The organism is Pseudodesulfovibrio sp. 7M6, from assembly GCF_050058625.1.
Lineage (GTDB): Bacteria > Desulfobacterota > Desulfovibrionia > Desulfovibrionales > Desulfovibrionaceae > Pseudodesulfovibrio > Pseudodesulfovibrio salinus.
The window spans coordinates 3,147,516-3,163,212 of the sequence record NZ_CP188816.1 but is presented as its reverse complement, the minus strand read 5'-3'; the positions used below and the strand labels follow the sequence as shown (position 1 = coordinate 3,163,212).

Here is a 15,697-nt window from a genome sequence, read left to right as displayed (position 1 = left end):
CGATGCGCCGCCGTGTTGCCTGGGGTGCCTTGCGCCCGAAGAACCGCATAGGAGTGAAAAATGACGCCTGAATTCGTCGTCGGCTTTGCCAAGCAGGCCATTGAGATGACTCTGGTCATTTCGCTTCCCATGCTGGGCGTTGGCATGGCGGTGGGCATCCTGGTGTCCGTGCTGCAGGCCGCCACCCAGATTCAGGAGATGACCCTGACCATGGTCCCGAAGATTCTGGCCATCTTCATCGCCCTGATCGTGGCATTTCCATGGATAATGGACAAAATGATGACCTATACGACCAATCTTTTTCTCAACCTGCCCAACTATATTCGCTGATTTGAGGGGGGATTCCCCAGCGCTTTTTTACCGACACATTGGCTGATGACAATGTTGGTGAAAATCCGTATCTTCGGGATACGGGGCCTTTCCCCCGAATACTACCGAATTTCAGAGTCTGCATGAAAAAAAACGCATCTCCCGCGCATAAGTCCCTGTCCCCGGACCGCCTTCGGGCCGTCCTCGATCCCTCCCGCGTGCCCTATGAGTACAGCACCGAGATTCCGGACCGTAACTCCTATCCCAAGTTCCAGCCGAGGGCCATTCAAGCCCTGTCCCTGGCGCTGCAAATAAAGGGCAACGAGCACAATATCTACGTGTCCGGCGAGCCGAACATGGGGCGCACCTATTTCGTCAAGTCGTTCCTGGAGCCCGCCGCTGCCAAGGACAAAGCCCCGTGCGACTGGGTCTACCTTTACAACTTCGAGGACAGCGACCAGCCTGTTGTCGTCTCCCTGCCGGCCGGAATGGGCCGTCGTCTCAAGCAGGAACAGCAGAAGGCAATGACCCTCATCCGCCAGGAGATTCCCGGCAGGTTCGAGAAGGACGCTTTCCAGAAGAAGCACGAGCGGATGCTCAAGAAGTACAACACCAAGCGCGACGACCTCTTCAACCGCATGGACGACACGGCCGCCAAGGAAAACTTCAGCCTGAACCTGGACGAGGACGGGGTGCTCACCCTCTCGCCCATAGTGGATGGCAAGGTGGTCTCGGACAAGGATTTCGAAAAGCTGGACCCACGCGTGCGCAAGCAGCTCAAGGCCAAGGGGGAGGAGCTGCTGGCCAGCGTTTCCACCCTGCTGCGGGAGGTCAACCGCAACGAGACGGCCATGCGGGAGTCCGAGAACGACCTGCACCGCGAGACCGCCCGGACCGTCATGGCCGACTGCTTTGCCCCCATGGCGGACAAGTTTAGGAAGCATGAGGGGTTGGACGAGTATTTCAAGGCCCTCGCCGATGAAGTGGTTGAGAACGTGGACCAGTTCATGCCGCGCGACAACTCCCTGGCCGGTTTGCTGCCCGAAGGCGCTGGCGGAGGAGAGGACTTTTTCACCCGGTTCGAGGTCAACCTCTTTGTGGACAACGGCAAGACCAAGGGCGCGCCCGTGGTGTCGGAGGATCACCCAACGGCCTTCAACCTCCTCGGTTCCATCGAGCGGGAGGCCGAGTTGGGAGCCCTCTACACGGACTTCACCCTGATAAAGGCAGGTTCCCTGCACCGCGCCAACGGCGGTTTCCTCATCCTGAACGTTGAGGATCTGCTCTCCAATCCCAATTCCTGGGAAGGGCTGTTGCGCGCCCTGCGTTCCGGCCAGTCGCGCATCGAGGACCCGGTGGACCCGGAGCAGGTGCGTGCCCGGACCATCCAGCCCGCGCCCATCGAACTCTCGCTCAAGGTCGTGCTCATCGGTACGGACGATCACTATGAGGCGCTGCTCCTCGGCGACGACCGCTTTGCCAAATTCTTCAAGCTCAAGGCGCATCTGCAAGCCGCCGCCACCCGTAACGCGGCCAATATCAAGAATTACTTCTACGTCATCGGCCGTATTGCTCGCGAGTCCGATCTGCTCCCCTTCAACCGCGAGGCCATGGCCGGTCTGGTGGATTTCGCCTCCCGTCTGGTGGAGGACCAGAAGCGGCTTTCCCTCTACACTCCGCTGGTGCGCGAGCGGATGATCGAGGCTTCGGCCCTGGCCCGGATGTCCGGGCGCAGCGTCGTCGGTCCGGCCGAACTGGCCGAGGCGGTCCGTGCCAAGGACTACCGGGTCAACCTCTATGAAGAGGAATTCATGGCCGACTACGATTTGCAGGTCATCAAGGTGGCCACCCGCGGCCACGAGGTAGGGCTGGCCAACGGCCTGTCCGTGACCATGTTCGGCGACTACGAGTTCGGCCTGCCGCATCAGATTTCCTGCACCGTGGGCGTGGGCCACGGCGGCATCATCGACCTGGAGCGCGAGGCCCAACTGGGCGGCCCCATCCACACCAAGGGCATGATGATCATCAAGTCCTATCTGGTCCGGCTTTTTGCCCTGGACAAGCCCATCGTGCTCACCGGCTCGCTCTGCCTCGAGCAATCCTATGCCGGTATCGAGGGCGACTCCGCTTCGGGCGCGGAGCTGGCGTCTTTGCTCTCGGCCCTGTCCGGCGTGCCGATCAATCTTTCCTACGCCATGACCGGCGCGGTCTCCCAGTCCGGGGCCGTCATGGCCGTGGGCGGCGTGAACCGCAAGATCGAAGGCTTTTTCGAGGTCTGCCGCCGCCGCAAGCTCACGGGCGAGCAGGGTGTCATTCTGCCTGCGGACAACGTGGTCAACCTCATGCTCAAGGACGAAATTGTCCAGGCCGTGGAGGAGGGCAAGTTCCGCATCTTCCCGGTGACGACCATTGAGGAGGCCCTTTACATCCTCACCGGAATGCGCTGCGGATCGCGGGGCAAGAACGGCAAGTTCCCCACGGATTCCCTGTACCACCGGGTGGACAGGCGTCTGGCCGAGCTGAGCGGCCTGGCCGCACCGGGCAACGGGGGCCAGTGCAAGTCCTGATTTATCCCCGCGCCCGAACTTGACCTTGGTCCGGTTCGGGGCTAGGCAACGCCCATGAACGAACTACTCTGGATTCTTTTCGCGCTGGGGGACCTGTGCGTGGTCCTGGTCATCTACCGGCTTTTCGGCAAGGTAGGCCTTTTCGGGCTAATGGTCTTCAACCTGATGTTGTGCAACATTCAGGTGCTTAAGACCGTTGAGCTTTTCGGCCTGACCACCACGCTCGGCAACGTGCTGTATGCCAGCGTCTTTCTGGCTACCGATCTCCTGAGCGAGTTCTACGGCAAGCGCGAGGCGCGCAAGGGCGTGCTGCTTGGCTTTGTGGCCCTGCTGATGATGGTCGCCTATATGCAGATTGCGTTGCTGTTCAAGCCTTCCGCCGATGATTTCGCCCAGCCGCATCTCCAGGCGTTGTTCGGGTTCATGCCTCGTGTGGCCTTGGCATCCATGGCCGCCTATCTGGTTTCGCAGTTGCACGATGTTTGGGCGTTTCATGCCATCAAGGCGCGGACCGGCGCGGGCAAGCTCTGGCTGCGCAACAACGCGTCCACCATGGTCAGCCAGTTTTTGGATTCCGCCATTTTCTGTTTCATCGCCTTTTGGGGATTGTTCCCCATCAACGTGTTTTGGGAGATTCTCGCTTCCACGTATCTGATCAAGTTTGTGGTGGCTGCGCTGGATACGCCGTTCATTTATCTGGCCAAGCGGATTTTCCCGGAGGACCTGCATGAGGATGAGCGTCATGAGGTAGGGCACGCCTGATTGAAAGGGTGATTTTTGTAGCTTCGCAATATTTGAAGGGGAGGTCGGGAACGGCCTCCCCTTTTTATTGTGAGAGAGGTTGAGAATTGGAAGAGGAGAGCCGGGTTTGAAGCCTGCGGCTGCAAAATCCCTCCAAATGCCCTGCGCGGGCGGCGGTTCTTTTTGCTGGGCCAAAAAGAACGAAAAAGGCCCTTGCGAGTAGCCTTACCGCCTGCGTGTTACGTTGGAAGCATCCGATCCAAGCGGGACGGCTCCATCCTTTGAAAAGTATAGTGCCGTTTCTCCGCGAACAGACCGAGGCTGCCACCGTCCGTCCGGGTGGCTGGCGGGAGCCGCCTTACCCGCTTGGTCGGCTGCTAACCGTCGAAACACAGGGCTGGTCTCAGTGAATTAGCTGTACGCCTTCCGGGACCGGACGATTGTCTTCGGAGACTTCTTTTGCGAATGCTCAGGCTCCTGCTTGCCGCTACGACATAAAGAAAGTTCCCCTTATCTCAGCCCTGCGGGGACGCGGCTTAGAAGCTGACCAAACGGCCGGAGCGAATCTTTGCGGCCCGGTGTTTTATGCTTCCCGCCTAGGGACGCGGGAGCGCAGGCCGTTTGGCTCAGATTCTTTGCCCGTCACTGGGGCGATGGGCATGGCACCCCAAGAGCGCTTTTTGCTTACTTTTGGGCGCTCTGGTCCAAAAGTAAGTCGCACCTTTAGGGTGCGAAACACTCTATAGTGAATCCCGCCGGAGGCGGCTCCACTTCTGCCTTTTCTCCTTTGATTTTGCCTTTGATTCCAAAAGGCAGAAAGCCGGGTTTGAAGCCGTGCGGCTTCAAAGTCCCCTCCATGCCCTGCGCGGGCGGCGGTTCTTTTTTGCTGGGCCAAAAAAGAACGAAAAAAGGCCCTTGCGAGTAGCCTTACCGCCTGCGTGTTACGCCGGAAGCATCCGATCCAAGCGGGACGGCTCCATCCTTTGAAAAGTATAGTGCCGTTTCTCCGCGAACAGACCGAGGCTGCCACCGTCCGTCCGGGTGGCTGACGGGAGCCGCCTTACCCGCTTGGTCGGCTGCTAACCGCCGAAACACAGGGCTGGTCTCAACGAATTAGCTGCTATGCCTTCCGGAACCGGACGATTGTCTTCGGAGACTTCTTTTGCGAATGCTCAGGCTCCTGCTTGCCGCTACGACATGAAGACAAGTTCCCTTTATCTCAGCCCTGCGGGGACGCGGCTTAGAAGCTGACCAAACGGCCGGAGCGAATCTTTGCGGCCCGGCGTTTTTCGCTTCCCGCCTGGGACGCGGGAGCGCAGGCCGTTTGGATCAGATTCTTGCTTCGTCACCGGAGCGATGGGCATGGCACCCCAAGAGCGCTTTTTGCTTACTTTTGGGCGCTCTGGTCCAAAAGTAAGTCGCACCTTTAGGGTGCGAAACACTCTATAGTGAATCCCGCCGGAGGCGGCTCCACTTCTGCCTTTTCTCCTTTGATTTTGCCTTTGATTCCAAAAGGCAGAAAGCCGGGTTTGAAGCCGTGCGGCTTCAAAGTCCCCTCCATGCCCTGCGCGGGCGGCGGTTCTTTTTTGCTGGGCCAAAAAAGAACGAAAAAAGGCCCTTGCGAGTAGCCTTACCGCCTGCGTGTTACGCCGGAAGCATCCGATCCAAGCGGGACGGCTCCATCCTTTGAAAAGTATAGTACCGTTTCTCCACGAACAGACCAAGACTACCAGCAACCTACCGGGTGACTGACGGGAGCCGCCTTACCCGCTTGGTCGGCTGCTAACCGTCGAAACACAGGGCTGGTCTCAGCGAATTAACTGTGACGCCCTCCGGGACCGGACGGTTGTCTTCGGAGACTTCTTTTGCGAATGCTCAGGCTCCTGCTCGCCGTTACGACATAAAGACAAGTTCCCCTTATCTCAGCCCTGCGGGGACGCGGCTTAGAAGCTGACCAAACGGCCGGAGCGAATCTTTGCGGCCCGGCTGTTTTGAGCTTCCCGCCTAGGGACGTGGGAGCGCAGGCCGTTTGGCTCAGATTCTTTGTCCGTCACCGGGGCGATGGGCATGGCACCCCAAGAGCGCTTTTTGCTTACTTTTGGGCGCTCTGGTCCAAAAGTAAGTCGCACCTTTAGGGTGCGAAACCCTCTGACATGAATCCCGCCGGAGGCGGCTCAACTTTTGCTTCTGCCTTTCTGCCTTTTGCAATTTCCTTTTCCAGATCAGCAGATCAGCGGAAAGGCTTATGAGCCTTTCCCGCCTACTCAGCCCATTGCAGGAGCGCCTGCTCCACCACGCGACATTTGTGATGCAGGTCGGCGGCGAGCAGTTCCTGTTCGCGGCGGGTTGCGTCCAGAATCGCCTGCCGGTCGTGCATGGTCTGCATTTTGTACTTGTTGGCAAGGGCGTTACCCATGGCCGGACCGGCCACGCGGGATGCCGCGCCGGAGCGCTTCTTGTGGTGCACGGTAAGATGCCCCTGGTAGACGGCGAAGGTTCCGGCCTCGCACAGGCGCAGGTCGTGTTCCATGTCGTCGTATTGGGTGGGGGAGAGCTGGAGGGCAAAGCCGCCCGAGGCGAGCAGGGCTGGCGTGCGGAAAAGGTGGCAGCAGCCGGTTACCGAGGCGCAGGGGCGCATGAAGTCGAACAGCCCGGTGTCGAAGGTCTGGATGTGCAGGTTCGAGAGCCGGAATGGATTGGGCTCGGTATGGGTGAGATCGGAAGGCGGCTCGTCGGGATCGGCTAGAAGATGGGCGTCCGCGCTCTGGATCATGGCCGGGTTGGCGTGGTCGGACACCTTGCAGCCCCAGACGCCTGCGTCCGGGTATTGGAGCACTGCGGAGCCAAGCCGGAGCAGCCAGTCCTGTGGCAGGATGACATCGTCGTCCAGATAGCAGGCAAAGTCATGCCGGGTGACCGCATCCAGCTGCATCAGCCAGTTGCGCGCGGCGGGTGCTCCTATGTTCACTGGCAGTCGGATGGACGTGAAACGCCCTTTGCCCAGATGGTTTTCGAAGCGAGCCTGCCAGGATTCGAGGATGTCGGGCGTCTGATCCGTGGAGCCGTTGTCCAGCACAAAGACCGAGGCCCCGGAAAGTTCGGATTCGAAGAGCGAACGCAGAGTGGCATCCAGTTCCACGGCCTTGTTCCAGGAATAGAGGAGGATGGCCACGGACCCGTTGAGCGGTTTTTGCTGCGCATCCCAGCCAGCCAGCAGATCGTGGACGCGCAGGAGCAGGCTGGCGTTCCAGGGCGCCCGGGCCAGCGTCTGGAGCAGGAGCAGGTGGGCCGATCCCGAGTCGCCCGCCGTAAGCATGGCCAAGCCGGAGCGCATGGCGGCGTAGCAGGGGCCGAAGGCCTCGCCCGTTGCCTCGAAGAGCCGGGCCGCCTCGTGGTGTCTCCCTTTGTGCAGGGCGATGGACGCGGCTACGTTGTCGCGTACGGGTTCGATGCCGGACAGGAGCGGCAGGGACGTCTGCGCCTCCACCCAGTCCGGGGCGTTGTCGATCAGGCCGAGGGAAAAGGCCTGTTCGCGCCAGAAAAGATTGTTTGGTTCAGCGGCCACACCCTGTTCGATGCGGCGGAGGATGGCCGGGAAGTCGCGCTCCGGCAGCAGGGCGAAATAGTCGGGGGCGTCCGGGCGCTGCCAATTGTCGGCAACTGCTCGCATGACGGCTCGTGTGGGCTCCGGGATCAATGCCCGGGTCGTGTCGATGGCGAGCAGATCGGCTGCCAGGGCACCATCCAGCGGATTTTCTGCAAAGGCGGTGCACAGGGCATCGCTGCCGATGGCCCGCAAAATGGGATCGCCGCTTTCCAGAACCCGCCCGGCCAGATCAAGCAGATGGCGCTTGCCGGTAAACCCGAGGCGCAGACGGTCAAGGATGGGCTCCGGCAGGGATTCCCAGAGCAAGGTCAGCGGACGGGCGGCGGCATCAGTCATGGTCGCTGTCCGGAGGAGGCGAGAAATTTTTGACCGCCTGAACGTCCAGCGGCTCGTCAACCTGTTCGCCCATGTAGACGCGCATGAGGCGGCGTCCCTTGGCTTCGGGGGAGAACTGGGAGCGGATCACCGCCCGCCCGGAGAGGCCCATGCGGTGACGGGCGACAGGGTCGTCGGCCAGGGTACGCATCTTCGCGGCCAGGCACTCGATATCCTCGCTCTCGCAGAGCAGGCCGTTCACGCCCTCGTGCACCAGTTCGGGCACGCCGCCCACCGAGGTGCACAGGCCGGGCAGGCCGAGATTGAGCGCTTCGATCAGCCCGTTGGGGAGGCTCTCCTTGCGCGAGGTCATGCACAGCACGTCGCTGAATCGCAGGGAGTCGATGACCTCGGCGTGGGGCAGCTCGCCGGCAAAGGTGAGCCGCTGGCGCAGCTCCGGGGTGATGATGTCCTCGAATTTCTTCACTTCGTCCAGGCGCAGGCCGATGACCAGGAATTCCACATCGCGGGCGTTGGCCTCACAAAACCGGGCTGCCGCACGAAGGAAGACGTCCAGCCCCTTGATCTCCGCGCCGTTGCCCACATAGGCGAAGCGTGTGCCACGCTTTTTGCGGAAGGCCGGGTCGCCGAAATCCGGCCCGTCGTAGGCGTTGTAGACCACGTTCAGCCGCTTTTTTGCCACCCGGTAGTGGGCCAGCACGTCGGCGCAGCATTTTGAATTGCAGATGACCCCGCGCGCGGCCTTGGTCCAGAGGAAAAAGATGTCGTTGGGCCGGGAAATGACGCCCCTGTTGATGAACAGGTCGAAGCGCGCACCCATGAGCCGGGCGATGACGCCCATCTTGTAGGCCCGGTTGTGAAAGGTATGGACCACGTCGATGCGGTGTTCCCGCACCATGCGGGCCAGGAACGAACCGGCGCGCAGGTAGCTGGAGAAAGCGTCGAAGGTGGCGACCTCGGCCCCCAGTTCCGTGGCCGGAGCCACCAGCGGGGAATCCGGCTGGAGCACGGCGTAGACCTCGGCTCCCATGTCGCGCATAGCCTTGATGTTGTTCAGCAGCTGGCGGCTGCCACCGGACAAACGCTGTGAGTCCGTGGCGTAGAGCACCCGCTTCACTTCGGGCTTGAGGCGTTGCAGCTTGAAGAAGACGCGGGCCGCGGGATCGGAACCGTACATGCGCAGGCGGGCCTGAATCCACTTGCCGGTCTTGGGCCGTCCCACGCCGATGCGGTTGAGCCGGAATGGATCGGTGCCCTTGGCATTGACCCACCGCTCCAGGGTGAATGCCCCGGCGAAACCGGCGGCGCGCAATTCGGCCTGGGCGTCCTCGCGGTATTGGCCCCAGGGCCAGCAGAAGAGTTGTTCGGTGAGGCCGTTGAGTTCCCGGATGCGCCGCATGGACCGGGCGAAATCCTCCCGGCAGAAACGGAGCCGTTCCTCGGGCGTGCGTATGACGAAACGGGGCTGGGTGCCGGGCCGGTCGAATACCGGCTTGAATCCGTCATAGACATAGGCACTGCCGTCGTTGAAGGTCGGCCAGGCGGGATCGTAGCCCGGGTAGATGGACCATGCAGGCCAGCGGGCGTGGCGCTCGCTCATGGTCGCCTGCGGGCTCAAGGTGCGAAACACGCCCTGGTGGCGGCAGCCGTGGGCAAAGACCTCCATGCCCTTGTCGAGCATGGCCCGGATTTCGCTTTCATTAATGAATTGGGAAAAGTCGTCGCCCTGGAGCGCGTGCTTGAATGCCTCGGGCATGGTGCGCATGGCCGGGGCCGAGTCGTGGGTGCGCGGCCGACCCGGCACGGTGAAATCCGTGAGGGCAAAGAAGGTGCCGGTCATGTCCCGGCGGGCCAGTTCGGGCACCACGGTCAGCCAGTTGGAGAGGTGGCCGTCGTCAAAGGTCAGGACCAGGGATTTGCGCGGGGCCTTGCGTTTGCCGCGCACCACGTCCAGGAGGTCCATGGCGGAAATGGTCCGCCAGCCTGCGTCGGCCATGGCATCGAGATGCTCGGCAAAGAGCTCCGGTGTGTGGCCGTCGATTTCGCTGACGTTGTGGTAGCAGAAAACGGGTATGGATGATCGGATCATTGGTTTCTCGTTCGTTCGGCATCAGGAAGTAGCAGATGGCGGAGAACAGAGCAAGAAGCTGGACGAAATCAGACGGGGGAAGCAGAACCTAGGCAGCTGGAGAAAATGGCGGGTAACGCAGCCATACCGCATGAAATTATTGCGAAAGGTTAAGATAGGCACCATGCGCTGTCGGGCAAGTTGCTTGTCTGGACTTTTTCTAGTAATGAATCCCCGGAGAGCATGTCCAGTTCAGAGGTGGTGACAAATGAAGAGTGTTTCCCTGGTTGAAGAGTGTATTTCCAAGTTCGTCAAGGGCGGCCTGGAGCGGTTCTTTCCGCGAACCTACGGCCCCGGCGCCATGAAGGAAATGAAGGCTTCCGGTCTGTTCCTGACCGATCCGGTCATCACTCTTTCCGAGGACGGCATCGAGCGTGCCTGCCACCTCGGCCTGATCTCCGAACAGAAAAAGAGGAGTATGCGCGCGGCTCTGGAGCACAGCGGGATCGAACTCAAGCGCGGCGAGAAAGGCGGCGAGGGCTCCTCGCAGGTCGCCTGATTGAAATTTTTCAGCAAACGGCAAGGCGCCGCCATCCGAAAGGTGGCGGCGCTTTTTTCTTGCTTCGTGGTGCTGCCTGCCGTTTCTTGAGGATGGAAAGGCTTGTCTACGTTTTTCCTGTTGATCGGAACTACTTGTAAACAGTTCAACTTATCGTTAATAGGGTGAAGCATGACGGCCAGAACTGTCCTTTTTATCGCCGAACCGCAGTCGGTCACAGGCATCTTCCCCACCCTCAAGGAGGCGGGGTTGCAGGCCGGGCTTGCCGATAATCTGGCCGGTGCCTTGGGATTCATAAGAAAATCCCATCCTTGCCTGGTATTTTGCCGTCCTCGGCTCCAGGGGTTCGATGCCGCTGCCCTGCTGGAGCAGGCCGCGTCCATCGAAGGTTTCCCTCCCGTTATCGTTTTCACCGCACACGGCAGTGCGGAAGAGGCCACCCGTTTTCTGGAAATGGGCGCACGGGATTTCTGGCTGGAGCCGCTGGTCTGGGATAAAATTCGCGTCATCCTGCCTGAAGAGGATGACGAACCTGCGAGTGCCGCGCCCCTTGCTTCGGCAGATCGGAGCAGCCATGGCAGCGGAACCGCGGCCGTTCCCGCCCCCAAGGGCAAGTTTCAGATCATCGGCCGCCATCAGGCTGTGCTTCGCGTCCTGGCACTGGCCAAGCGCGTGGCCCGGTCCAAGGCCACGGTGCTCATCTCCGGCGAATCCGGTACCGGTAAGGAGATGTTCGCCCGCTATCTGCACTACAACTCCGACCGCGCGGACAAGCCGTTCATCGCCATCAACTGCGCGGCCCTGCCCGAACATCTGCTGGAGAGCGAGCTCTTCGGCCACGAGAAGGGGGCATTCACCGGGGCCATCAATCGCAAGCTCGGCAAATTCGAGCTGGCCCAGGGCGGCACGATTCTGCTGGACGAAATTTCCGAAATGGACCTGGGGCTCCAGGCCAAGCTGCTGCGCGTCCTTCAGGAGTCCGAGCTCGACCGCGTGGGCGGCGTGGAGACGGTCAAGGTGGACGTCCGCGTGCTCGCCACCACCAACCGGGACATAGAGGCCACGGTGGCGGAAGGGGGGTTCCGGCAGGATCTCTTCTACCGGCTCAACGTCATCCCCCTCAAACTGCCTGCGCTGTGCGACCGTGGCGATGACGTACTGATCCTGGCCGAATTCTTTGTGAACAAATTTTGCGCCGCCTACGGCCTGCCCGGCCTGCCCTTCAGCGAGGATGCCCGGCAGTGGCTGCTGGACTATAACTGGCCCGGCAACGTGCGCGAACTGCAAAACCTCATGGAGCGCGCCGTGCTCCTGGCCGGAGACGGCCCCATCTCCACCCAGCATTTCCTCATGGGTGACGAGCAGTGGGAGCCGGACGACCTTGATGTGGTGGAAGAGGGCCAGCAGGCGAGTGCTGAAGCCCTGCCGCCGACCACACCGGAAGAGGCCATGTCCGTCATGCCCATCCACGAAATGGAAAAACGACTCATCCTCCAAAGCCTTGCCGAGACCACCGGCAACCGGACCCGCGCCGCCGAACTCCTCGGCATCTCTGTGCGCACCCTGCGCAACAAGCTCAACGAATACAAAAAACAGGGCCTGGACATATAGGCCTTCGCGGCTTAATTGAACACTGCTTCCGGGGCTTCAGTGAGTTCCCGGGACGCCTTCCCGCTTTTATTTGCGGTACAACTCTGCTAGAGTGGCCGCACCATTATCGAGAGGTGACAGTATGAAACAAATGCGGCTAATGGGTTTTGCCCTGTGCCTGGTCCTGTTGCTCATGGCCTGTTCCGGCGGTGGGGAATCCAGTGCCGGAGACGACAATAAAGCGACTGCGGCGCCTTCCGGCATCCAATCCATGGATTCCGCCGGGCTTGATGCCTATCTCAAGGCACATACGGGCAAGCCGACGCTTCTGATCTTCTGGGCCACATGGTGCCCGTCCTGCAAGCAGGCCCTTCCGGAGATGGAGGGGCTGGCCGTGTCGCGCAAGGGGAAAGCCAATGTTGTGGGCGTCTCCCTGGATGAGGCCCCGGGACAGCTTGAGGCGTATATGAAAAATCATCCCATGAAGATGGAAGTCTTCTCCGGCGGTCGTTCCCTGGCGGAACGGTTCGGGGTCGAGGCCATCCCCACCCTGGTCATCTTCGACAAACTTGGCAACCAGATTTTCGGCAAACCCGGGACCTTTCCCCAGAGCATGCTCGAAAAAGTGGTCGACGACCTGAACAGCAGGTAGACATGATTCGCAAGGCTCGCATGGATGATGTCCGCACCATCCACTCTCTGCTTATAAATAGGAAGGAACATGACGTCTTGGTCCTTCCCCGTTCATTCAGTCAGCTGTATTCCCATCTGCGGGATTTCTTCGTGGTGGTGGATGACAAACAGGTGGTTGGGTGTTGTGCCCTGAACATCATTTGGGACAATCTGGCGGAAATCCGTTCGCTGGTCGTCCTGCCCGAGTTCCGTGGCCGCAAGTACGGTCGCAAGTTGCTGGAAGCCGCCCTCAGCGAGGCGGTCACTCTCGGCATATTTAGTGTATATACCCTTACGGAGCAGACCGGTTTCTTTGCCCACCTGGGTTTTACGGAAACCGCCATGGACGGCCTCAACCAGAAGGTGTGGGCCGATTGCCTGAACTGTCCCCGTTTCCCGGATCTGTGCAACGAAGTTGCCATGGTCATGAACCTCTAGCTCTCGGACTTTGCTAACGTTATGGCTCATAAGCTGAAACCGTTCATCACAGCCGAGCAGATCGCCGGCCGGGTGGCAGAACTGGGCCGGGAGATTTCTGCCGGTTATGCCGGGGACGACCCCCTGGTGTGCATATGTGTGCTCAAGGGTGCTTTTCTTTTCTATTCTGATATCATCCGACGCATTGATCGGGAAATAGAGGTCGATTTCGTGCGGCTGGCCAGCTACGGCTCAGGTACGTCGCGCGGCGAGGATATCGTTTTCTCCAAGGATCTGGAGATATCCATTGAGGGCAAGGATGTCCTGGTGGTGGAAGATATCGTGGATTCCGGCCATTCCATGGATTTTCTGCTGCACGTACTGCGGCGGCGCAATCCGAAAAGTTTGAAAATATGTGCGCTTATTGATAAGCAGGAGCGACGGGAGATGGACGTTACCGTCGATTTCGCGGGCTTCAAGCTGAACGACGGCTTTATCGTGGGCTATGGCCTGGACTATGCCGAACGTTACAGGGAATTGGATGGAATTTACGAATTGTCCAGTGAATAAGGATAATTGGAGATAAGTTATGATCGTCACCTGTCCCAATTGCCAGACCCGGTACAACCTGCCTGATGACAAGGTCCCGCCCGGAGGGGCCAAGGTCAAATGCTCCAAATGTGCGCACGTCTTCAAGGCGGAGCCGCCTGCCACGCCTGAAGAGGAAGTGGAGACCCTGCTGGAAGAGGAAGCCCCGGTTTCTTCCGATACCAGTGCCGGGGACGCCTTTGACGAAACCTTCGACGAGGTTTCCTCCGGCAGCGACCAGGAATCTGTAAAGGACGAGCCTGCCGAGGAAGAGCCTGCGGTCGATGAGCCTGCCCCGGCGGACGACATGCCCGACTCCGAGGACATGGAAGACCTGTTCGGGAACGATGAAGAGGACGATGAGGCTTCCGGCGGTGATCCGGATGTGGATTCACTCTTTGGCGATGACGACGATATTTTTGGTGACGACGAGGACGACTCGCAGGAAGGGGAAGAACCTGAAAGCGAGACCGAGGACGCAGCCGGGGGAAAAAGCAGGATGGACGACATCTTTGCCGATGACTCGGACGATGTCGGCAGCATCTTTGCCGGAGACGACGGCGACGAGGCGGATGAGGACGAGGATGACGACGACGAGGGCGGCAGCCTGAATCTGGGTGGCAAGGGCGCAGGCCTGGACCTGGACGAAGATGAACCGGTCCGTAGCCGCAAATCCCTGGGTTGCCTGATCGTCCTGCTGATTCTGGTCCTGCTTGTCGGCGGAACCGTATGGCTCAAGGCCTGGCGCTGGTTCGGTTTCGACCCGTGCTCCTATATCCAGAACGTGCCCTATGTCGGCAAGCTCTGCCTGAACGATGCCGGGGAAGAGAAAGAGGCCGCGCCCGGCGAATCTCCGGCGGACCGGGTGCGCAACATCGTGCTCAAGAACGTCAAGCAGTATTACGTGGCCAACGAGAAGACCGGCAATCTCTTCATAGTTGAGGGCAAGGCGGTCAACCAGTTCACCACTCCCAAGGAGCGGATCAAGGTCGAGGTCGTGCTCTATGATGGAAAGGGGAATGTGCTGACCTCGCAGTCGTTCCTGTGCGGCAATATGCTCTCCCAGTTTCAGTTGCAGGTCCAGACCAGGGCCGAGATTGAGGAAGGCCTCAAAAGTGAGGTCGGCATCCTCTCGAACAACACGTTCATTCGGCCCGGTTCCTCCTCGCCGTTCATGGCCGTGTTCTTTGAACCTCCGGCCGGGGTAAAGGAATTCCTGGTCAAGGTCGTGGATGTGGCCGACCCGAAATAACGGACTGTTCCAGGAAGAATGACGCAGCTCTCCAAGCGGGGCCGAACCGGATTGCCGGTGTCGGTCCCGCATTTTTCGGGACTGGTGAATAGTGCTTTGCAGCGTATTGAATTCCTGCAGAATGCAGTGTCCTGACTTTGTGAAAAAAAGGTCCTTTTTACAGCAAAGGGCATTGACGGGAAAAGCCTCCGTGTGCTAGTCCTCATCAACTTGTGAAGGATTGCACTAATTGCGGATGGTTCCGTAACCCACCGGGGACTGTGTAAAATCCTTTACGGGAGTAAACAGTGTTCTTTTCAAAAGACGACAAGGTGGTAAGGATCGTTCAGGCGGGGGGAACCGCCGGGACGCTCGGACTGCATTTCGTGTCCGCCACTGTCGTAGGTCTGTTCATCGGCTACTGGCTCGATGACTATTTCGGGACCAAGCCCTGGTTGCTCATGATCTTCTTTCTTTTGGGGATCGTGGCCGGGTTCAAGATGGTCTGGGAAGATTTTCATCGGCTGCAGCGGCGCGAGGAAGAGGCGAGAAAGGACAGGCAACGTTCTTTGAAACAAGATGACGAAGAAGGCGGTGGAAATGATTAACCGGCCGGTGGAGCGGCTGCTTTTAAAGAGCGGCTTTGTCCATCCCGAGGTCCGGCTCATCATCCGCAATCAGATTTACGTGTCGCTGGGGACCTCTCTAGTGATCGTGCTGGTAACACTTTTTTCGCAGTGGTCGCTTTCATTTGCGGCGGGGGCGGTTCTTGCCCTCATCAACTTCTGGGCCATGGCCCGCATAGTCCAGGCGTTGATTTACGTCCGCAAGGGAGCTCCCTTCCTCTTGTTCGCTATCTTCATGGGAAAGATGACCCTGAGCGGGTTGGCCTTGTACTGGCTGATCGGGGTCCAACGCGTTCCCATCTGGGGTTTGGTTGCAGGGCTCGGCACGGTCGTGGCGAATATCGCGATAACCGGCCTGGTCCAAATGGGGCAAAAGAAAGCCTAGT

The 15,697-nt window shown here is 59.8% G+C and carries 13 protein-coding genes; 11 read left to right on the top strand and 2 right to left on the bottom strand.

Going from position 1 to position 15,697, the window contains the following annotated elements; translation table 11 throughout:
- The first annotated feature begins 60 nt into the window (after positions 1-60).
- The 3 genes from fliQ to ACI0FG_RS14775 all read left to right on the top strand — a co-directional run bounded on the left by fliQ (position 61) and on the right by ACI0FG_RS14775 (position 3,638).
- A complete protein-coding gene (fliQ, locus tag ACI0FG_RS14785) occupies positions 61-330 on the top strand; it encodes a flagellar biosynthesis protein FliQ (RefSeq protein ID WP_419785771.1) in 270 nt (89 codons plus the stop codon).
- 122 nt (positions 331-452) lie between these two features.
- Positions 453-2,876, top strand: coding sequence for a Lon protease family protein (locus ACI0FG_RS14780; protein WP_419785770.1), 2,424 nt, complete (start codon positions 453-455; stop codon positions 2,874-2,876).
- Positions 2,877-2,930: 54 nt separating this feature from the next.
- Positions 2,931-3,638 (top strand): queuosine precursor transporter, encoded by a 708-nt coding sequence (locus tag ACI0FG_RS14775; protein WP_419785769.1) that lies wholly within the window; start codon positions 2,931-2,933, stop codon positions 3,636-3,638.
- 2,239 nt (positions 3,639-5,877) lie between these two features.
- On the opposite strand, the gene ACI0FG_RS14770 is transcribed toward ACI0FG_RS14775, so the two are convergent.
- A complete protein-coding gene (locus ACI0FG_RS14770; protein ID WP_419785768.1) occupies positions 5,878-7,560 on the bottom strand; it encodes a glycosyltransferase family 2 protein in 1,683 nt (560 codons plus the stop codon).
- Complete coding sequence (locus ACI0FG_RS14765) at positions 7,553-9,649, bottom strand: glycosyltransferase (RefSeq protein ID WP_419785767.1); 2,097 nt, start codon at positions 9,647-9,649, stop codon at positions 7,553-7,555. The genes ACI0FG_RS14770 and ACI0FG_RS14765 overlap by 8 nt, the downstream gene beginning before the upstream one ends.
- A 247-nt stretch (positions 9,650-9,896) precedes the next feature.
- Here ACI0FG_RS14765 and ACI0FG_RS14760 point away from each other — a divergent pair, with 247 nt between their 5' ends.
- The 8 genes from ACI0FG_RS14760 to ACI0FG_RS14725 all read left to right on the top strand — a co-directional run bounded on the left by ACI0FG_RS14760 (position 9,897) and on the right by ACI0FG_RS14725 (position 15,696).
- Entirely contained in the window at positions 9,897-10,187 is a 291-nt protein-coding gene (locus ACI0FG_RS14760) for a hypothetical protein (protein WP_419785766.1), read from the top strand.
- Between the two features lie 171 nt (positions 10,188-10,358).
- Entirely contained in the window at positions 10,359-11,798 is a 1,440-nt protein-coding gene (locus tag ACI0FG_RS14755) for a sigma-54 dependent transcriptional regulator (protein WP_419785765.1), read from the top strand.
- A gap of 121 nt (positions 11,799-11,919) precedes the next feature.
- Entirely contained in the window at positions 11,920-12,429 is a 510-nt protein-coding gene (locus tag ACI0FG_RS14750; RefSeq protein WP_419785764.1) for a TlpA family protein disulfide reductase, read from the top strand.
- A gap of 2 nt (positions 12,430-12,431) precedes the next feature.
- Positions 12,432-12,887, top strand: coding sequence for an N-acetyltransferase (locus ACI0FG_RS14745; RefSeq protein ID WP_419785763.1), 456 nt, complete (start codon positions 12,432-12,434; stop codon positions 12,885-12,887).
- A gap of 21 nt (positions 12,888-12,908) precedes the next feature.
- Complete coding sequence (gene hpt / locus ACI0FG_RS14740) at positions 12,909-13,436, top strand: hypoxanthine phosphoribosyltransferase (protein WP_419785762.1); 528 nt, start codon at positions 12,909-12,911, stop codon at positions 13,434-13,436.
- 19 nt (positions 13,437-13,455) lie between these two features.
- Positions 13,456-14,706, top strand: coding sequence for a DUF3426 domain-containing protein (locus ACI0FG_RS14735; protein WP_419785761.1), 1,251 nt, complete (start codon positions 13,456-13,458; stop codon positions 14,704-14,706).
- Positions 14,707-14,993: 287 nt separating this feature from the next.
- Positions 14,994-15,293: an AtpZ/AtpI family protein gene (locus ACI0FG_RS14730; RefSeq protein WP_419785760.1), complete on the top strand. Its 300-nt coding sequence runs from the start codon at positions 14,994-14,996 to the stop codon at positions 15,291-15,293.
- A complete protein-coding gene (locus ACI0FG_RS14725) occupies positions 15,265-15,696 on the top strand; it encodes an ATP synthase subunit I (protein ID WP_419785759.1) in 432 nt (143 codons plus the stop codon). Before ACI0FG_RS14730 ends, ACI0FG_RS14725 begins: the two co-directional genes overlap by 29 nt.
- The last annotated feature ends 1 nt before the right edge of the window (position 15,697 follow it).

What these genes read in the sequence shown, in the direction of transcription:
- fliQ (WP_419785771.1), top strand. Translation starts at nt 61, where the DNA reads ATGACGCCTGAATTCGTCGTCGGCTTTGCCAAGCAGGCCATTGAGATG.
- ACI0FG_RS14780 (WP_419785770.1), top strand. Translation starts at nt 453, where the DNA reads ATGAAAAAAAACGCATCTCCCGCGCATAAGTCCCTGTCCCCGGACCGC.
- ACI0FG_RS14775 (WP_419785769.1), top strand. Translation starts at nt 2,931, where the DNA reads ATGAACGAACTACTCTGGATTCTTTTCGCGCTGGGGGACCTGTGCGTG.
- ACI0FG_RS14770 (WP_419785768.1), bottom strand. Translation starts at nt 7,560, where the DNA reads ATGACTGATGCCGCCGCCCGTCCGCTGACCTTGCTCTGGGAATCCCTG.
- ACI0FG_RS14765 (WP_419785767.1), bottom strand. Translation starts at nt 9,649, where the DNA reads ATGATCCGATCATCCATACCCGTTTTCTGCTACCACAACGTCAGCGAA.
- ACI0FG_RS14760 (WP_419785766.1), top strand. Translation starts at nt 9,897, where the DNA reads ATGAAGAGTGTTTCCCTGGTTGAAGAGTGTATTTCCAAGTTCGTCAAG.
- ACI0FG_RS14755 (WP_419785765.1), top strand. Translation starts at nt 10,359, where the DNA reads ATGACGGCCAGAACTGTCCTTTTTATCGCCGAACCGCAGTCGGTCACA.
- ACI0FG_RS14750 (WP_419785764.1), top strand. Translation starts at nt 11,920, where the DNA reads ATGAAACAAATGCGGCTAATGGGTTTTGCCCTGTGCCTGGTCCTGTTG.
- ACI0FG_RS14745 (WP_419785763.1), top strand. Translation starts at nt 12,432, where the DNA reads ATGATTCGCAAGGCTCGCATGGATGATGTCCGCACCATCCACTCTCTG.
- hpt (WP_419785762.1), top strand. Translation starts at nt 12,909, where the DNA reads ATGGCTCATAAGCTGAAACCGTTCATCACAGCCGAGCAGATCGCCGGC.
- ACI0FG_RS14735 (WP_419785761.1), top strand. Translation starts at nt 13,456, where the DNA reads ATGATCGTCACCTGTCCCAATTGCCAGACCCGGTACAACCTGCCTGAT.
- ACI0FG_RS14725 (WP_419785759.1), top strand. Translation starts at nt 15,265, where the DNA reads ATGACGAAGAAGGCGGTGGAAATGATTAACCGGCCGGTGGAGCGGCTG.